Origin of the sequence: Paenibacillus sp. Soil724D2 (genome assembly GCF_001427935.1) — a bacterium.
Classification (GTDB): Bacteria; Bacillota; Bacilli; order Paenibacillales; family NBRC-103111; genus Paenibacillus_E.
In genome coordinates, this window is sequence record NZ_LMRY01000001.1 from 491,517 (window position 1) to 507,917 (window position 16,401).

Annotated in this window: 19 protein-coding genes; 4 read left to right on the plus strand and 15 right to left on the minus strand. The window is 44.1% G+C overall.

Going from position 1 to position 16,401, the window contains the following annotated elements; genetic code table 11:
- Nucleotides 1-49: 49 nt before the first annotated feature.
- Together ASG85_RS02370 and ASG85_RS02375 are read left to right on the plus strand one after the other, a co-directional pair.
- Nucleotides 50-1,144, plus strand: coding sequence for a coiled-coil domain-containing protein (locus tag ASG85_RS02370; RefSeq protein ID WP_060645258.1), 1,095 nt, complete (start codon nt 50-52; stop codon nt 1,142-1,144).
- Between the two features lie 37 nt (nt 1,145-1,181).
- Complete coding sequence (locus ASG85_RS02375) at nt 1,182-1,670, plus strand: hypothetical protein (RefSeq protein ID WP_060645259.1); 489 nt, start codon at nt 1,182-1,184, stop codon at nt 1,668-1,670.
- Nucleotides 1,671-1,726: 56 nt separating this feature from the next.
- Here the strand turns inward: ASG85_RS02375 and ASG85_RS02380 are convergent, their stop codons facing one another.
- A complete protein-coding gene (locus ASG85_RS02380) occupies nt 1,727-3,058 on the minus strand; it encodes a PhoH family protein (protein WP_057303070.1) in 1,332 nt (443 codons plus the stop codon).
- A 113-nt stretch (nt 3,059-3,171) separates the two neighbouring features.
- Here ASG85_RS02380 and ASG85_RS02385 point away from each other — a divergent pair, with 113 nt between their 5' ends.
- Nucleotides 3,172-3,717 (plus strand): YhcN/YlaJ family sporulation lipoprotein, encoded by a 546-nt coding sequence (locus ASG85_RS02385; protein WP_060645260.1) that lies wholly within the window; start codon nt 3,172-3,174, stop codon nt 3,715-3,717.
- Nucleotides 3,718-3,757: 40 nt separating this feature from the next.
- Here the strand turns inward: ASG85_RS02385 and ASG85_RS37550 are convergent, their stop codons facing one another.
- From ASG85_RS37550 to ASG85_RS02415, 7 genes are all read right to left on the minus strand, one after another.
- Nucleotides 3,758-3,901 carry a hypothetical protein gene (locus ASG85_RS37550; protein ID WP_156396380.1) on the minus strand — a complete coding sequence of 48 codons (144 nt, stop codon included), beginning with the start codon at nt 3,899-3,901 and terminating at the stop codon, nt 3,758-3,760.
- Between the two features lie 180 nt (nt 3,902-4,081).
- Entirely contained in the window at nt 4,082-4,363 is a 282-nt protein-coding gene (locus tag ASG85_RS02390) for a hypothetical protein (protein ID WP_057303072.1), read from the minus strand.
- A 1-nt stretch (nt 4,364) separates the two neighbouring features.
- Entirely contained in the window at nt 4,365-4,796 is a 432-nt protein-coding gene (locus tag ASG85_RS02395; RefSeq protein ID WP_060645261.1) for a hypothetical protein, read from the minus strand.
- A 49-nt stretch (nt 4,797-4,845) separates the two neighbouring features.
- Nucleotides 4,846-5,121, minus strand: coding sequence for a YlaH-like family protein (locus ASG85_RS02400; RefSeq protein WP_082587956.1), 276 nt, complete (start codon nt 5,119-5,121; stop codon nt 4,846-4,848).
- 246 nt (nt 5,122-5,367) lie between these two features.
- Nucleotides 5,368-7,209, minus strand: a complete 1,842-nt coding sequence (typA, locus tag ASG85_RS02405; protein WP_047672328.1) for a translational GTPase TypA — start codon at nt 7,207-7,209, stop codon at nt 5,368-5,370.
- 164 nt (nt 7,210-7,373) lie between these two features.
- Nucleotides 7,374-7,856: a hypothetical protein gene (locus ASG85_RS02410; protein WP_060645262.1), complete on the minus strand. Its 483-nt coding sequence runs from the start codon at nt 7,854-7,856 to the stop codon at nt 7,374-7,376.
- A gap of 119 nt (nt 7,857-7,975) precedes the next feature.
- Complete coding sequence (locus ASG85_RS02415; protein ID WP_060645263.1) at nt 7,976-8,482, minus strand: hypothetical protein; 507 nt, start codon at nt 8,480-8,482, stop codon at nt 7,976-7,978.
- A 135-nt stretch (nt 8,483-8,617) separates the two neighbouring features.
- On the opposite strand from ASG85_RS02415, the gene ASG85_RS02420 reads away from it, so the two are divergent.
- The gene (locus ASG85_RS02420) at nt 8,618-9,823 is read left to right on the plus strand and encodes an MFS transporter (RefSeq protein WP_060645264.1); all 1,206 of its coding nucleotides are present in this window, start codon (nt 8,618-8,620) and stop codon (nt 9,821-9,823) included.
- Nucleotides 9,824-9,929: 106 nt separating this feature from the next.
- On the opposite strand, the gene ASG85_RS02425 is transcribed toward ASG85_RS02420, so the two are convergent.
- The 7 genes from ASG85_RS02425 to ASG85_RS02455 all read right to left on the minus strand — a co-directional run bounded on the left by ASG85_RS02425 (nt 9,930) and on the right by ASG85_RS02455 (nt 16,387).
- A complete protein-coding gene (locus ASG85_RS02425) occupies nt 9,930-10,610 on the minus strand; it encodes a TerC family protein (RefSeq protein WP_060645265.1) in 681 nt (226 codons plus the stop codon).
- A gap of 104 nt (nt 10,611-10,714) precedes the next feature.
- Nucleotides 10,715-11,917, minus strand: coding sequence for a tRNA uracil 4-sulfurtransferase ThiI (gene thiI / locus ASG85_RS02430; RefSeq protein WP_060645266.1), 1,203 nt, complete (start codon nt 11,915-11,917; stop codon nt 10,715-10,717).
- Nucleotides 11,914-13,092, minus strand: a complete 1,179-nt coding sequence (locus tag ASG85_RS02435) for a cysteine desulfurase family protein (protein ID WP_060645267.1) — start codon at nt 13,090-13,092, stop codon at nt 11,914-11,916. The genes thiI and ASG85_RS02435 overlap by 4 nt, the downstream gene beginning before the upstream one ends.
- A 162-nt stretch (nt 13,093-13,254) precedes the next feature.
- Nucleotides 13,255-13,962, minus strand: coding sequence for a lytic transglycosylase domain-containing protein (locus ASG85_RS02440; RefSeq protein ID WP_057303080.1), 708 nt, complete (start codon nt 13,960-13,962; stop codon nt 13,255-13,257).
- A gap of 126 nt (nt 13,963-14,088) precedes the next feature.
- A complete protein-coding gene (locus ASG85_RS02445) occupies nt 14,089-15,381 on the minus strand; it encodes a hemolysin family protein (protein WP_057303234.1) in 1,293 nt (430 codons plus the stop codon).
- 337 nt (nt 15,382-15,718) lie between these two features.
- Nucleotides 15,719-16,150 carry a hypothetical protein gene (locus tag ASG85_RS02450; protein ID WP_057303081.1) on the minus strand — a complete coding sequence of 144 codons (432 nt, stop codon included), beginning with the start codon at nt 16,148-16,150 and terminating at the stop codon, nt 15,719-15,721.
- 21 nt (nt 16,151-16,171) lie between these two features.
- Nucleotides 16,172-16,387, minus strand: a complete 216-nt coding sequence (locus ASG85_RS02455; protein ID WP_029195901.1) for a DUF1540 domain-containing protein — start codon at nt 16,385-16,387, stop codon at nt 16,172-16,174.
- Nucleotides 16,388-16,401: the final 14 nt, after the last annotated feature.

Consider the following 16,401-nt stretch of genomic DNA (forward strand, 5'->3'; position numbering starts at 1 on the left):
TCATTTAATAGAAATATGATAATCTGTTCTTAGGGGGAGAATTCGTTCAATGATATATAAATTCATAGCTATGATGTTGTCTATTCTATTACTTACTCAAATAACACTACCGCTTCATACAATCTCAGCCGAAGAAAAGACACCTACACAAGACGAAACCAAAGATCTCGTCCAAAAAGGGCTTACCATTTTCGAAATTGACAAAGAAGTGGCCCGATTAAACGAACAAGATGCAAACATCGTTGCTCAAATCAAACAAAATGAACAAGATATCATCAAGCAGAACAGCAGCGTTGATAACACCCGAAAACATGCCGGAAAAGTGCTGAGAGCTTATTATACAGGGGATCGAGATTCGATCTGGATGCTGCTGTTTACCGTTAGTTCCTTTACGGATGCATTGCGAATGTTCGAGTATTTACAAATGATTATTAGTAATGATCATCGCGCTTTATCAGCTTTCACAGAATCGTTTAAGAAATTGAAAAGCCTGCGAACCGAACTTGATTCTTCACGCGTCGAACTTCAGAAAACGAAAGAGAAATTCCTCACACAGCGTGAGAGACTCGTAAAGCTTCAAGAAGAGCTGGATAAACAACTAGCCGTCAGTGCACAAGCACAAGTCATAGAAGCCCAAATAAAAAGCTTAAATGACCAATGGAAGCAAGAAGGCATCCCTTTATTTCGCGAGTACTTGAATAGTTTATCATCAGCTTTCCGAGAACTGCCACAGTATGTAACGAAAGAAAATAAATTCATGGACTTATCTTCCATCAAAAATCCGGTCATAACGATTAGTGATACGGATTTCAACGCTTACCTTCATTCAAAAAATGAGCTTTTACAGAATTTGAATTTTGAATTTGCTGATGGGTCGATCATTGCAAAAGGTAAAAAGGATCATGTACAAATCGCGTTGGAAGGAATGTTTTTGTTGAAGGAACATCCCGACATGAATGAAGTCCGCTTTGTTGTGGATAAACTTGAATTCAATGGCTTCGAACTGCCTGATACCACTATTGAAGACTTTATGAAAGAATTCCAGCTTGGTTTCATCCCGAAAAAAATTGTCAATTATCTCGATGTCGTTAGTGTAGAGACGAAGAATGGCATCGCAGTTGTAAAACTCAAATTATCCCTGTAAAGTAACAGAGGATAACGAAGTAAAGTGAGGACTACAAATGGAACCGAAAATTGGTCTGATGATGGATCTGCCCGAAGGAAAAATACCTGGATTTTACGCGCAAATCGTTAAAGCTCTCGCTGGTAAAGTTGAATTATTTGATCGCGACAAAGAAATGCTTATTGTCAGCAATGAAGAACAACAGCTCGCAGCGCTCGATGTTATGGCTCATTTCAATATCGAGACGAACCTAATGCAGCTTCGGCTGCTGCCGGATGATGCTGAATTGACTGATCTATTCAGTGATTATGGCTTTACTAGCCGCGCAGAGCACAATTATTTATACGATAAGCTTGTTGTACAATTCCGCTTTACAGCAGATAGCCCCCAAGCTGAAATCGGCCAAGCGGCCCTTCAGATCGAAGAACATCTACTTGCTCAGTACCAGGCTAAGGATCACACTGTGTACGTCGTCGATCGGCAGCTCGAAGAGCTCATGCAGGGTATTGCCAAAGCTTATCGATGCCGCATCGAGATGCTGCCTTAGAACACACCAAAAAGGCCCACATCCCCTTATATCGGGGTGTGGGCTTTTTGAATTTATCAGAGCAGATCGGCTGCCAATTGCGCAAGATGCGAGCGTTCACCACGTTCAAGAGTAATATGCCCACTAATACCTTCTTGTTTGAATCTTTCAACCACATAAGTTAATCCATTACTCGAGGCATCGAGATATGGATGATCGATTTGGTCCGGGTCACCCAGAAGAACAATTTTACTGCCCTCTCCTACGCGGGAAACGATCGTTTTCACCTCGTGCTTGGATAAGTTTTGCGCCTCATCAATAATGATGAATTGGCCGGGAATCGAGCGTCCGCGAATGTACGTCAGAGCTTCCACTTGAATACTACCGAGACCTGCTAATATTTTTTCAATGTCTCCCGGCTTTTTGGTATCGAATAAATACTCCAAATTATCATAGATCGGCTGCATCCAGGGACGCAGCTTTTCATCTTTTTCACCAGGCAGATAACCAATATCCTTGCCCATTGGAACAACGGGTCGAGCAATTAGCAATTTTTTATATTTACGATCATCCTCAATCTTCATAAGGCCCGCAGCTAACGTGAGCAGCGTTTTACCTGTACCCGCTTTCCCAGTCAGGGTGACGAGCGGGATTTCGTCATTGAGCAGGAGCTCAAGAGCCATTCGTTGCTGCGCGTTACGCGCGGCAATCCCCCAAATGGGATCGTTACTCATGAAGAGTGGCTCCAGCTTTTTGGCATCGGGCGTCACTTTCAATAAAGCTGATTTGGAGGAACCCAGCTCATCCCGCAAAATGACAAATTCGTGAGGATGCAGCATATAGCCCAAATTAAGCGATGTCACAGTCAAGAAACGATAAGAATAAAACTCATCAATGATAGAAGGATGCACGTATAACGTTATATATCCTGTATACATATCCGTTTGTGCAACAATGCGATCAGTTAAATAATCCTGTGCAGGTATACCGAGGACATCCGCTTTAATACGAACTAATGTATCTTTACTCACGATAACAACTGGTCTCGGGTATTCATTCCCCTGCTCTTCAAGATGATAGTTGAGCGCGACCGCAAGAATTCGGTTATCATTCGTTAATTCAGCAAATGTTTCCTGCAGCTTCGCGAAGCTGCGATGGTTGAGCTCCACTTTAATGCTGCCGCCATGTTCGAGCGTGATGCCATCGGACAAGTTGCCTTTCGTTCTTAATCCATCCAGCAATCTCGAAACATGTCTCGCATTACGGCCTATTTCGTCCGCATTTCGTTTCTTAGAATCGATTTCCTCCAACACCACGGCGGGTATGACTACTTCATTATCTTCGAACGCGAATAAAGCATTAGGGTCCTGAAGCAGAACATTGGTATCCAACACGTAAATTTTTTTCATTGGTGTGTCCCCTCCCAGATTTGGCGTTAGATCATTGGTTATACGAAATACATACAACCTAGCTGTGCCGGACAAACTAAACGCGAGATTCAGGAAAGAAAGGAACGATTCAAGTGAGACTATTGTGCGTAGTTATAGTAATACTGACCCTCGCGGTTGGCTGTAGTCAAGCGCCGAAAAGTGGTGCCCCCTCTCAAAATCCGAATCAAAATCAAGTAAAAGTTCAACAAATCGCCCCACAAAAGCTCGAGATAAAAGATTCTAAGGCTGTTGCAGAACGTTTGGAAAACCTAGCCACCAGCGTCCCTCAGGTTGAAAGTGCGCACTGCGTCGTCTTCGGTAATACCGCCGTTGTCGGCATTAACATTAAGAAAGATTTGGATCGAGCCAGAGTCGGCACCGTCAAGTACTCGGTAGCTGAAGCGCTCAAGAAAGATCCATACGGAGTTAATGCTATTGTTACTGCAGATTTGGACTTAGATCAACGCTTGCGCAACATCCGGGATAACGTTCGAGCAGGAAGACCAATTACTGGATTCGCAGAGCAAATGGCAGATATCATGGGCCGTGCAATGCCTCAGCTGCCGCGTGATATTCGCAATATGCCAAACAATGCGGGACCTAACGGTACGAATCAGGCGGAAATGCCGAACCCGTAATCCACCGAAGATAACAAAAAGCCTGACTGCATACGCAGATCTAGGCTTTTTTTATCGCATCAAAAACTCGGCCGGCTGGATTCACAGTGACTCGGCTTACACAAGTTTTCTCATATTCATGCTCGGTCATCATTTGGGCGCGATCCATCCATTGCTTCGGTAAAGCTGTGTTGTGTTCAGCCATATCGTTTGCGCCTCCTACTAGGTGGTTGAAAACGCTCCTTACACTTACAGTATAGCATAGCCGGTGGCAAGCGTTCCACCCTTATGTATCTATTTTCAAATCATGAGAACACTCCTTTTTCAGCCACATATATCCTAGTGTACGTCGGTTTAAAAAAGTTATGTCGACAAGCATAAACGTCTATTGATTATTGTAAATCGGATTCGAATTAATATCATCAAGCAGCTTTTCCGCCGATTCACGATCAAAACTCTGTTTACTCTTAATACTTTCTTGTTCATAGGCGATGTGAATTTTCATCCGATCCAATTCGTCCACAATTTCCATATGACTGACCCCATGATCTTCACGCAAAATAAGCGCAAAAAAATCAAGTGTCTCTTTGGCCGCTTCGTCATCCGGTCTTGCTTGACTTACAATATGCATTTGCAACCAGTTAAAAAAGGCGTCTTGCAGTTTCATTTTAACGCCCGTCCTCTCTAAGTAAAATAACATCGCAGCCTAATTCCAGCCAACGAAGCCATTGATTTTTCCAAATGATTTGATCGGCATCTAAAGCGCTATCATCTAATGATGACACGAAGCCCCAAGCTTCCTCTTGCTTCAGTAGACGATCTAGAAAGGCTTCTGCACAATGCGATAAATGAAAAGGATCACCATCAAACACAACAGCCTCAGAATTCGATAAATCAAGTTCTACGAGCTCTGAACCACATATCTCTTCATCGTCACTTAACAGCAGACTAGCTTTAAACATTGATAGCAATCTGGGGTGCCTCACATTCGCCAATTCACGGAAAGCTTCCAGCTTTGTGAGCGGAGAGCAGAGCAAACGATCAGACCCCAACACCAAAGGAGAATAGCCTGCAATCGGAGTTAACCAGTATCGAGTCATTCGCCCCTCCTTAGAGCTTTGCTTTAGCAAAAGTAATCATAAATCCTTATTAAGTGGGTCTATTACCGCTTCTTTTCTCGATAAAATAACGAATGCGAACCAGAAACATTAACGATATGGCAACAGCTAGGCAGAGCACGATAGGTAGTCCTACAATTTGAAAAACAAGCAGCATAACCGATCCAATGGCCAACAGCACATAGATGATAGCTGTCTTGAGAACCGGCAATTTACGCGTCCGGAAAACTTTGTTATACACATAAGACATAAATATAAAGATTAACAGATAAGTGATGTACAGGTGATTTCCAAACCACACGTTCAAGGCAGTCAAAACATACACTCCATTTCATTCAAAAAGTAAAGTCAATTATCATGATCCCTCAAAGTAACAAATAAATGAGAAAACCTCTATCGGAGTCATTCATAGATGAGCGACAGCGTTTAGAGGTAGGTTTTATCGCCAAGTAGAAAGCATATTTCGGTATTACCGAAACGAACACTTTCTACTGTCGAAAAGGGAAATGCGGCACAGAAGCCCACATTTCCCATATTTAGAACACTTTGTGAACTACACGTTAGCTTCAGCTGTTTTGCGGTGTTTCTCCGCACGCTCGCGCTCGCTTTTGTTCAAAATCTTTTTACGAATACGAACGGATTTCGGTGTGATTTCACAATATTCATCATCGTTCAAATACTCAAGTGCTTGCTCCAAAGAGTACATGCGAGGAGTTTTCATTTTTACAGTTTCTTCTTTGTTCGCGGAACGGATGTTGTTTACCGCTTTTTCCTTACAGATGTTAACGATGATATCATTGTCGCGTGTATGCTCACCAACGACCATGCCTTCGTAAACTTCTGTTTGTGGATGAACGAACAGGATACCGCGATCTTCAACAGAAAGGATTCCGTATAAAGTAGATACGCCAGATTCACTGGAAACAAGTACGCCCTCATGACGTCCGCCAACACCAGCTCCTTGGTAAGGACCATAGCTGTCAAAAGCATGGTTCATAATACCGTAGCCGCGAGTTAACGTCAAGAAGTTCGTTCTGTAACCGATCAAACCACGTGCAGGGATTAAGAACTCAAGACGAACGTTACCGCTGCCGTTGTTGATCATGTTGACCATCTCGGCTTTACGGGAACCTAAGCTCTCCATAACGGAACCCATGCTGTCTTCTGGAACGTCGATGATTAAACGCTCAATCGGCTCCATTTTTTGACCGTCGATTTGACGAATGATAACTTCTGGTTTGGATACTTGTAATTCAAAGCCTTCACGGCGCATGTTTTCAATCAAAATACCTAAGTGAAGCTCACCGCGGCCAGATACAACGAAAGCATCCGGGCTGTCTGTATCTTCAACGCGCAAACTTACGTCTGTTTCAAGCTCTTTGTAAAGACGCTCGCGAATTTTACGGGAAGTTACCCATTTCCCTTCACGTCCTGCGAATGGTGAGTTATTGACGATAAATGTCATTTGCAGCGTTGGCTCATCAATTTTCAAAACTGGCAATGCTTCCGGATTCGCAGGATCTGCTACCGTTTCACCAATGTTGATATCTTTGATCCCTGCAATGGCAATGATGTCCCCTGCAGCTGCTTCTTCGATCTCAATACGTTTCAAGCCTGTGAAACCAAAAAGTTTCTCGATTCTTGCTTGCTTCTGACCGCCTTCACGCGTCATAACAGCAACAGTCTGACCTTGACGGATTTTACCACGGTTCACACGGCCTACGCCGATACGACCCAAGTACTCATTGTAATCCATCAATGTAACAAGGAACTGAAGCGGTTGATCAACATCTTCTGTTGGAGCTGGGATGTGACTAACAATCGTTTCATAAATAGCTTCCATGTTGTCATCTTGTTTCTCAGCATCAAGACTTGATGTACCTTGTAATGCGGAAGCATATACAACGTGGAAATCAAGCTGCTCATCCGTAGCACCTAGCTCAATGAAAAGATCAAGAACTTCGTCAACAACTTCTTGAGGACGAGCGTTCGGACGGTCAATTTTGTTAACAACTACAACCGGAGAAAGATTGCTTTCTAATGCTTTACGTAGAACGAACTTCGTTTGCGGCATGGTGCCTTCGAAAGCATCAACAACCAGCAAAACACCGTCTACCATTTTCATGATACGCTCTACTTCACCACCGAAATCGGCATGTCCAGGTGTATCCACAATGTTAATCAGGTAGTCTTTATAATTAATTGCTGTATTTTTTGCAAGAATGGTAATACCGCGTTCTCTCTCGAGATCGTTGGAGTCCATCGCTCTCTCTTGAACAGCCTCGTTCTCGCGGAAAGTACCGGATTGTTGAAGTAATTTATCTACTAGTGTCGTTTTACCGTGGTCAACGTGAGCGATAATTGCAATATTGCGAATTTTGTCTCTTGCGTGCATGAATGTCAAACCCTCTCTACCCTATAATTTTCGTCTCTGTTCATAAAACAAGCGTCGGACGAAAGCGCCGACGCTTGACATTTACACTTATTATACGCAGTTTCTCGACATTATGCAAGGTAAATGCCGCTCAACATAAAACTTTTACAAGTATATGCCTGAAATTACCACACATTTCGCTTGCGGAAAATCATGACAAGTCCAGCTACCACAAGGATCAAAGCGATTACATAGATCCCTAAATGAATTAGTAGAGTTAACCCGAAACATACAGTTGAAATGATTCCCAGCACCATTGCACCTATCAAAACACCGCGATCACTTCCACGATCGAACAGATGCATCTCATATAATCCGATGGCTACACCAAGAATGAATCCCGGCCATAGATAGCTCATTGAACCCCAACCAAATATATTACAGTAAAAGAACATTAGTGCATAAGTCGTTAATATACCTCCAGGTACAAGAACGCCTGCGGGCAGTGACCGATTAAAAAAGAATACGTGGAACAGCATCCCAGGAATAAGTAAAACTAGCGGCCAGAAAAACGAAAGAAGAACATGGAAAAAACCTAATTTACCGAGAAGCAATAAGGCGGCCAGGCCAATTAACAGGATACCAATGGAGTAGCTATTTCTAGCCATTCAAATCCCCTCCTAATTCACTTATCAATAAGGGATCAACTTCGACACCCTTCAACAAATAGTTTATCGTACCTGGCTAGAAATTGCTAGGTGTTTGGCGCTACTATCGGCCTCGCCGTTTAGCCTCGAGCAATGCGTCCGGCGACGCATGTTCGCCGCTGGTGGTGAGGGCGGAGCGCTGCAGCAGGCGAACGCCCTGGCCCAACAGACCGGGCGGCAGAGCTAAGCGTCGCGCTGCGATGTCCATCGGCATCAGCGCGAGCGCCGCCATCAGCAGGTACTTGCTGATGGGAGTCAATCGCTTCTGCGCAGCAGAAGCGGAGATGAAGGCTTCCCGAATGCTCTAGCAAGAGCATCCGGCCGCCTGTAAGCTCAGCAAGCTGCTGAAGCTTGCTGAGGCCCTGTCCATCCGTGATCCGATACTCCGGTGAATAAGGGATCATGAAGCTGGAAGTCGAGCTGCAGATGACCCGCTTCTCGGCCCCCTCTTCGCTGCCGGCTGCGAGCACTTCAGTCTTGGCTATATAAACGCCAGACTTATCCACAGATAGCTTTGCTGAATATTCGCTAAGGATAAAGTGAATTGAAAGCGAGAACCACAGCCCGCTTAACGATGCGAATCGCATAAGCACTCATCTTACCAAGAGCAATGGACAACGCTTTACTTGCGTTCAAATTCTTCAGCATGGGCATACTACTACGCGTGCAGCCCGTTTTCCCCCTGTCAAACAGGTTTGCTTATGGACAACTTGGGAGGTAACATGAAACCGTTATTTGTAGATAATAAAAAGAAAAAACCGCTTTGGACCAAAGCTTTCCTGATTACATCTTTATCCAATTTACTGCTTTTCTTTAGTTTTCAAATGCTCATTCCAACGATCCCTACACATGTGTCGCAATTAGGCGGAAATGATATTCAAGTCGGTCTCGTCATTGGCATTTTCACAATTTCTTCACTGCTAACCCGCCCTTTTGCTGGGCGAGCGCTAGATTTGTTTGGAAGAAAACATGTGCTTTTGGTTGGACTCGCGATTTGTGCGCTAACTATTGCCGGATACTCCTATATGGCTGCTGTTACGCTTATTCTTACTGCACGCTTTGTTCATGGGATCGGATGGGGGATGTCCACAACCTCCTTAGGCACTGTTATAGCCGACATTATTCCAGCGGAGCGCCGCGGAGAAGGTATGGGCTATTACGGGTTGTCCAATACATTCGCTATGGCTCTTGCGCCGCTTACAGGTTTATGGTTGATGCAAACCTATGGCTTCCCCCGCGTACTTTTAATCTCAACATTGTTAGCACTGCTTTCCTTGTTAAGTTCTCTTTTTATTACCTATACCAAACCGTTGGCTCTCGAAAAGTCGGCCCAAAGGCCGAAGCTTATGGATCGTTTATGGGAACGAAGCGCGATGCTTCCCTCCGGTTTATTGCTATGTACAGCAATTTGTTATGGAGGAATTGTGACCTTTATTACGCTGTTCGGCCACGAAGCCGGCATTTCGAATGTCGGTTGGTTCTTCCTTTGTAATGCCTCCATGGTGCTAATTGTTAGACCTATAACCGGCATGTTGTTTGATCGAAAAGGACCCGAATGGGTGCTCCTGCCCGGCGCTCTATTTACCCTTGCAGGACTCTTGCTTCTTTCTTATGCTCACTCAGAAGCTAGCTTAGCCGCAGCAGCGATATGCTATGGCATAGGGTTCGGATCCTTGCAGCCGGCGCTGCAGGCTTGGACCATTGCACGTGCTGCTCCAAATCGCCGCGGTGCAGCCAACGGAACCTTCTTCTCCGCCAATGATCTCGGTATTGGGTTAGGAGCGATGGTTTTGGGAGCTCTCGCTAACATAAGCGGGAGTTATGCACTGATGTACCGTTATTCAACAGTGCTTATTCTTGTTTTCATCCTTATTTATGGATGGTGCTTTTGGCAAGCTCGACGAGGCGTTCAGATGGCACAGCATTAACTTGAATATCGTACTTTATCGGACATTTGGAAAAAAGTTTCAATTTCTAACATGAAAAAACAAACCGCTTCGCTGATAACTTCAGCTTGGCGGTTTTCCAAATCCTCTATTCATTTCTTGCATTGAATTGCAGCAATCGTACCCATTTCACGGTTAAGCCGATCATAATAACGAGAGAAGCCGCCACAATAGGGATCCATACATGCAGCGATTCATAATCATGCAGCAGCCAATCAATCATTTTCTCATCTTTAACGAACATTTCCCCCGCTGTATATCCGAGAATGCCTGCCCCCATAAATACAAGAATTGGAAATTTATGCAGCAGATCCATCACTAGTGAACTTCCCCAAATAATGATGGGGATACTGAGCCCTATACCAAGAATGATGACTGTATTGTTCCCATTCCCTTTAGCCGCAATCGCAAGAACATTATCCAAACTCATAACGAAATCCGCTACAACAATCGTCCATATCGCTTTACCAAGCGTAGAGGCTTCCTTCACATTTGCATGGCTGTCATCATCCGTAAGCAGTTTTATGGCAATCCAGAATAGCAGAATAGATCCCCCTGCTTGTATATATGGGATATCGAGCAGGCTTACAGCAACTAAAGTCAGGACCAATCGCAATGCAATAGCGCCGAAAGCTCCCCACCATATCGCAAGCTTACGCTGGGCAATCGGCAAATTTTTGCTCGCCAACGCAATGACGACGGCATTGTCACCGCTAAGCACAATATTGATCAACATAATTTGTAAAAACAAAATGAGCGCATCAATCATGCTTTACAACCTCCCAAGATGCATGGCAAGCAGGTGGCGATGTCTGCGATCTTTGCGGCGAATAGGCTAGAAGTGGAGAGACTTTGAGCTACGCTCAAAGATCCCTATATTAAGTCCGACACCTTCTTCATTTGTCCATGAACAATTTCAATGGTTTCTGTTTGTAAGACAGCTTTCTCAATTAATTCAGATAAGAAGTCCATGCTCATTTCGATTTTCTCAACCATACGCAGGTTAGGATTGGTACTTGGGGATGGAGGAAGAAATAAGGAACAGCAATCCTCATAAGGCAAAATTGAGATCGGGAAAGTACCTATGGATTCGGCTATTCGAATAATCTCTTGCTTGTCCATCATCATGAGCGGCTGTAGAAGCGGCAGCGTTACAACGCGCCCTATGACGTTTAGGCTTGGCAGCGTTTGACTAGCCACCTGACCTAAGCTTTCACCGGTAACTAACGCACTTAGACCTTCTCGTTCTGCAATTTGTTCGGCAATACGATACATCGCCCTTCGTATAAGCGTTACTAATAAATTATCTTGATATTCGCGGTGGATAGATGTCTGCACTTCCGTGAATGGAACCAGATGAAGCTTCAAGGAATCCGTATAAGCAGATAGCTGATGCGCCAGTTCAATCACTTTATCCTTCGCACGCTCGCTTGTGTAAGGATAACTATGAAAGTGAATAGCCTCAATGGAAAGTCCCTTACGCATCGCTAACCAACCGGCAACCGGGCTATCAATTCCCCCAGATAGCATCAACAGCGCTTTACCACTCGTTCCAGACGGGAATCCTCCTGCCCCCTCAATAACCTCTACATACATGAGTACTTGCTCATCGCGAATCTCCACCCGCAGCTCAACCTCTGGATTATGTACATCCACTTGAAGACCCGGTGAAGCTTGGAGCACATAGCCTCCAACCAAATAATTCATTCGCTGTGAATCAATTGGAAATGATTTGTTCACTCTGCGAACGGTAACTTTAAAGGTTGCAGGTTGTTTAGGCAAAGCCTGCATCATACGCAGCGCCATCTCTTGAATGGCTTCGACCTCCATAGGAGCATGATAGGCAGGACTAAACGACGCAAGTCCAAAAACGCGCTGCAAAGCTGCTGAAGCTTCTTCATAAGCTGCTCCCCCTAGCTCCACATATACGCGTCCAAACTCGGGAATATACCTTAAATCAGGAAATGAACCTAAAACTTTACGAATTTGAGTCATGACGCTTCTCTCAAAACGCTTACGATTTTTCCCTTTGAGCATCATCTCGCCAAAGCGCAAAATTAAACAATCCGGTTTCATCTTCGGTTCCCCCTTCTGACTGATGATTTGCTGAGCATGGGAGTAAGATCCTTTACGACCTCCCGCAATGCGGTGACAAATAACGCTATCTCTTCTTCTTGATGTTCGTCAGAGAAGCTGATTCTAAGTCCGCTAACAGCTCTCTCTCGACTACAGCCTAAAGCTAGCATCACCGTACTTGGATCTGATTCCTCTGAAGCACAGGCTGATTTCGTAGAAATGTATACTTGCCGCTGCTCGAGAGCGTGAACGACAACCTCAGCCTTCATTCCAACGAAGGCAAAGTGAACAATATGGGGAGCCATCTCCTCTTCCTGTTCGGATCCTGTAAGGGTAAGCTCAGGGATTGATGAGATACCATCCACAATCAAGCGTCTTAACCGATACTTATGCTCTGTTTTGGCTGTAAGGTTGTCTACGGAAAGACGCAGTGCTTTGGCCATTCCTACAATGAGTGGGATGTTCTCCGTACCGGAGCGAATACCATATTCTTGACCGCCCCCTAGAAGCAGCGGCTTAAGCTGCACACCCTCTCTGCGGTATAGAAATCCAACTCCTTTAGGTCCTCTGAATTTATGAGCAGATGCACTACATAAGTCAACGCCCCACTCTTTAGGTTGAAAAGGAAGCTTTGCAATGCCTTGAACGGCATCAACATGAAATAACACCTTTGGAAATTGAGCTAACCATCGGCCGATTTCTTGGATTGGCTGAATCGTTCCTACTTCATTATTGACATACATCACGCTAACAAGGATGGTGTCTTCTGTTATTGCTGCTTGAAGGCTCTCTAGCTCAACGCACCCCTTGCTATTCACAGGTAAATAAGTAACTCGAAAACCCTCACGTTCCAGTTCGAGAAAAACTTCTTTCACCGAAGAGTGTTCGATTTGCGTAGTAATGAGATGCTTTCCGCGGTTTTGATAGCTGTAAACGGCACCTTTAATCGCCAAATTATTACTTTCCGTCCCGCCAGACGTACATATAATTTCAGCAGGCAGCACACCTAATGCTCCTGCAATCACCTCTTTGGAGCTGTTTAGCAGCTTCTCCGCTTGTATGCCTAATCGATGAATTGAAGATGGATTTCCATAATGTTCCTTCATCACTTCGGCTATCGTATCAATGACTTCCTCATAAAGCGGCGTTGTCGCCGCGTAGTCCAAATAAAGCATTTTTTGTTGATTCCCCTTCTTCACGCTCTAGCTGCCGCGCACAATCAATTTCAATTCCTTTCATCATTAAAGCCTAAAATAGGGCATAACTCAAGCATTCTCGGATAACACAAAAAGCCGACCTCCGCATAAACATGCGAAAATCAGCTTATTAGCTAATGATTATAACGAAAAATTCTGCCTGTGACCCATCACTTTAGTGATGTAGTCTTGCGTTTCTCTTGGTAGTAAATGGAGCTTGTTTGCAAGATCCTGATCGGTCTTGATGCCTAATCGGTCAACACGTCCAGGTCCTGCATTATAAGCTGCAAGAGCAACCCCTTCATTTCCGTTGTACTTCTTAATTAAGTTGCTAAGGAAATGAGTACCCGCATCTACATTTTGCTTAGGATCAAATGGGTTCGTTACTCCGAAGCCTCCGCCTGTCCCGTCCATAAGCTGCATTAAACCTTTGGCACCTGCCGGCGATACGGCCTGGTGATTGAATTCTGATTCTTGCTGAATAACCGCCTTGACTAGCGATGTATCCACACCGTATTTATGACTTGCCTCTTGGATTAAACCGTCAAACTGTGAGACCGAGGATGCTTTGCTCACGGATTGTAGCGGTGTATAAGCTCTATTCAAAGCCCCTAAAGAACTTGGCATACTGTTTGTTGTGTTACCTACCATGGATGATAAAGTGTCTTGGCTTGTAACGCCAGTTCCGTTGGATTGCCCCATGATCGTGTCGAGCAATGCACTAAAATCACCTGAATCATCCGTACTTGATGCCGCGGTTTCACCGGAAAGCAAACTCATTTTACTCATCAACTGAAGCTGGAGCAGTTCTTTCATTACTCTAGGATCAATGCTGTTCGTGCTATTCATCCGTCAGACCTCGTTTCTATCCATTCATGTTGTCTTCATTGTACACGTTTTGTGCCCTGACGACCATCCCCAATTTATAAAGAATCATAAGAAAAGAGACCGTCAATTGACAGTCTCTCTTCTATCTCAAGAAATGTTTTGCTGTAGTAACTCACTCTCATCCGACAATTTTCTTACCATGACACGAGAAATCCGCAGATGATCTGTCTCTTCAACAATAAATATAAACTCATCGTTGTAACTTACTTGCTGGTTCTTGCTTGGCGGTATCTCTGTTTTCGAGTAAATCCATCCACCAATTGTATCATAATCATCCGACTCAATTTCAAGTCCGAAATACTCATTCACTTCATCAATTAGCAGCAATCCGTCAATGGAAAAGGTGTTTTCATCCTTGATTTCGATTGTAGGACGCTCTTCATCGAACTCATCTTGAATTTCTCCAACAATTTCTTCCATAATGTCTTCCAGTGTCACAAGACCTGATGTTCCACCGTACTCATCTATGAGCAGTGCCATCTGACTTTTTCGTTTCTGCATCATTTTTAACAAATCACTAATAAGAATCGAATCTGGCACCGTCGTTATCGGTCGGATAATTTTCTTGATCCCTCTCAGGTTCGCATCCGGCTTGAGTAAATCCTTGATGTGGACGAAGCCAATAATATTGTCTTTGTCCGGATCACATACCGGGTAGCGCGTACGCATTTCTTTGATGGCGATCGCAAGATTCTCAGAATAGGAAAGTCCGGCATACAAACATTCCATTTCTGTTCTTGGGATCATAATTTCCCTGGCAGTCGTCTCTGCAAATCCAAATATATTATCAACAAGCGTGAGCTCTGTATTATCTATAAGTCCGTTTTTGTGACTTTCTTTCATAAGGACACGAATTTCATCCTCCGTATGCGCCGATTCATGTTCAGTTGCAGGCTCGATTCCCGCACGTCGTAACATCCAGTTCGAAATACCATTCAATAACCAAATAAACGGATACATCACTTTGTAGAAAAATACCATGGGCCCTGCAGATAGCAGAGTTATTTGTTCAGCTTTACGAATCGCATACGTCTTAGGGAACTGTTCGCCTAATGTAATATGCAATGTGGTCATTAAGGAGAAAGCTATAATGAAGGTAATCGTATGGAACACCGATTCTGGCAAATTCAGAGGAGCGAATAATGGTTCCAGAATTTTGGCGAACGTCGGTTCCCCGACATAACCAAGTCCCAACGAAGTGAGTGTAATCCCGAGCTGACAAGCACCTAAGTAGGCGTCAAGATTATTCATGATTCCTTGTGCAAATTTCGCATTGCGGCGACCTTCTCCAACAAGCGAATCAATGCGACTACCTCTTACCTTGACCATCGCGAATTCAGCTGCGACAAAAAAACCATTTAATATGACCAGTCCAAACATTAACAGAAAACTGATTAACGTTCCGGGCAAAGGATCTTCCAATACCTTACCTATCCCCTATCAAGCACGTTTACCGCACCAAGGAGAATAGGTACACCTCCCTTAATTTCGATTTGAATTTGAATTATCACTTTTCATTATATAATAATACTGTAATCATTCAAAGGTGCGAATATGACTCCTGAAGCCAAATAGTACGAGCAAATGGGAGTATACGCATTAAAACGATGCCATAATGAGTCTCTACCCGCTATTTATCACTTTGAAACGCGAATTTACGCGATTTTTTTCAGAAAAAAACAAAAACAAGCCGATCTCTCGGCTTGCTTGAAATCGGTCATGCATAAAAGGGTACTAACAAAAAATAGGCGGCGACGGCAATAAAACCAAGCGCGATTGACCAAGACCCTAGTCTTTTATTCCCCATAAAGAACGCAATAACGCCAAGCAATATACCCGAAATACCTAGCAACACAGGCCACACAAAAAGGGAAGCCAAGGCAACGAACAAAGCGACATAGCCTACTGCTTTATTACGCGTGACAGCCTCTACCAATTCTGCAACCTCTTCATCAGACACTTCAGAGTGGGTTTCAAGCCTCTCTGGCTTATTGGCCTTATATTGCTCGGCATAGTTAATTCTTCGCGTAGGTGCTGTAATTTCGGCTGCGTATTCTTCCTTATGGTTCAATCCGCTTTCAACGCGGAGCTGATCTTTTTGGAACCGCTCCTTGGTGGCATGATCTAGAGGGACATCGTCTTTATTCATGCTGCCTCCATGTTACGCACCTTAATGTTTATTCTTAGCTTTGAAAGTGTGGCAGCAAGTATTAGCTACTTTGTTTGCTGCATCTTGATGATCCGTATCAAATGATTCCCCTGCAAACTCTTCATTATAATTGGCGGCAGCATGCTGATCGACTTCAATCATAATCGTTCCTGCACTACAGTTGTTGCCTTGCGCCCAATATTCGCAATTGGCAACTGCACATTTTACATCCGGCATAATCATCACCCCTT

Coding starts and splice junctions, on each gene's coding strand:
- ASG85_RS37550 (WP_156396380.1), bottom strand. CDS start 3,901: ATGGCTGAACACAACACAGCTTTACCGAAGCAATGGATGGATCGCGCC.
- ASG85_RS02395 (WP_060645261.1), bottom strand. CDS start 4,796: ATGACTCGATACTGGTTAACTCCGATTGCAGGCTATTCTCCTTTGGTG.
- ASG85_RS02415 (WP_060645263.1), bottom strand. CDS start 8,482: ATGCGATTCGCATCGTTAAGCGGGCTGTGGTTCTCGCTTTCAATTCAC.
- ASG85_RS02450 (WP_057303081.1), bottom strand. CDS start 16,150: ATGAATAAAGACGATGTCCCTCTAGATCATGCCACCAAGGAGCGGTTC.
- ASG85_RS02445 (WP_057303234.1), bottom strand. CDS start 15,381: ATGTTTGGACTGGTCATATTAAATGGTTTTTTTGTCGCAGCTGAATTC.
- ASG85_RS02455 (WP_029195901.1), bottom strand. CDS start 16,387: ATGCCGGATGTAAAATGTGCAGTTGCCAATTGCGAATATTGGGCGCAA.
- ASG85_RS02375 (WP_060645259.1), top strand. CDS start 1,182: ATGGAACCGAAAATTGGTCTGATGATGGATCTGCCCGAAGGAAAAATA.
- ASG85_RS02420 (WP_060645264.1), top strand. CDS start 8,618: ATGAAACCGTTATTTGTAGATAATAAAAAGAAAAAACCGCTTTGGACC.
- ASG85_RS02425 (WP_060645265.1), bottom strand. CDS start 10,610: ATGATTGATGCGCTCATTTTGTTTTTACAAATTATGTTGATCAATATT.
- typA (WP_047672328.1), bottom strand. CDS start 7,209: ATGCACGCAAGAGACAAAATTCGCAATATTGCAATTATCGCTCACGTT.
- thiI (WP_060645266.1), bottom strand. CDS start 11,917: ATGAAACCGGATTGTTTAATTTTGCGCTTTGGCGAGATGATGCTCAAA.
- ASG85_RS02370 (WP_060645258.1), top strand. CDS start 50: ATGATATATAAATTCATAGCTATGATGTTGTCTATTCTATTACTTACT.
- ASG85_RS02380 (WP_057303070.1), bottom strand. CDS start 3,058: ATGAAAAAAATTTACGTGTTGGATACCAATGTTCTGCTTCAGGACCCT.
- ASG85_RS02435 (WP_060645267.1), bottom strand. CDS start 13,092: ATGCTTTATTTGGACTACGCGGCGACAACGCCGCTTTATGAGGAAGTC.
- ASG85_RS02410 (WP_060645262.1), bottom strand. CDS start 7,856: ATGGCTAGAAATAGCTACTCCATTGGTATCCTGTTAATTGGCCTGGCC.
- ASG85_RS02390 (WP_057303072.1), bottom strand. CDS start 4,363: ATGAAACTGCAAGACGCCTTTTTTAACTGGTTGCAAATGCATATTGTA.
- ASG85_RS02440 (WP_057303080.1), bottom strand. CDS start 13,962: ATGAATAGCACGAACAGCATTGATCCTAGAGTAATGAAAGAACTGCTC.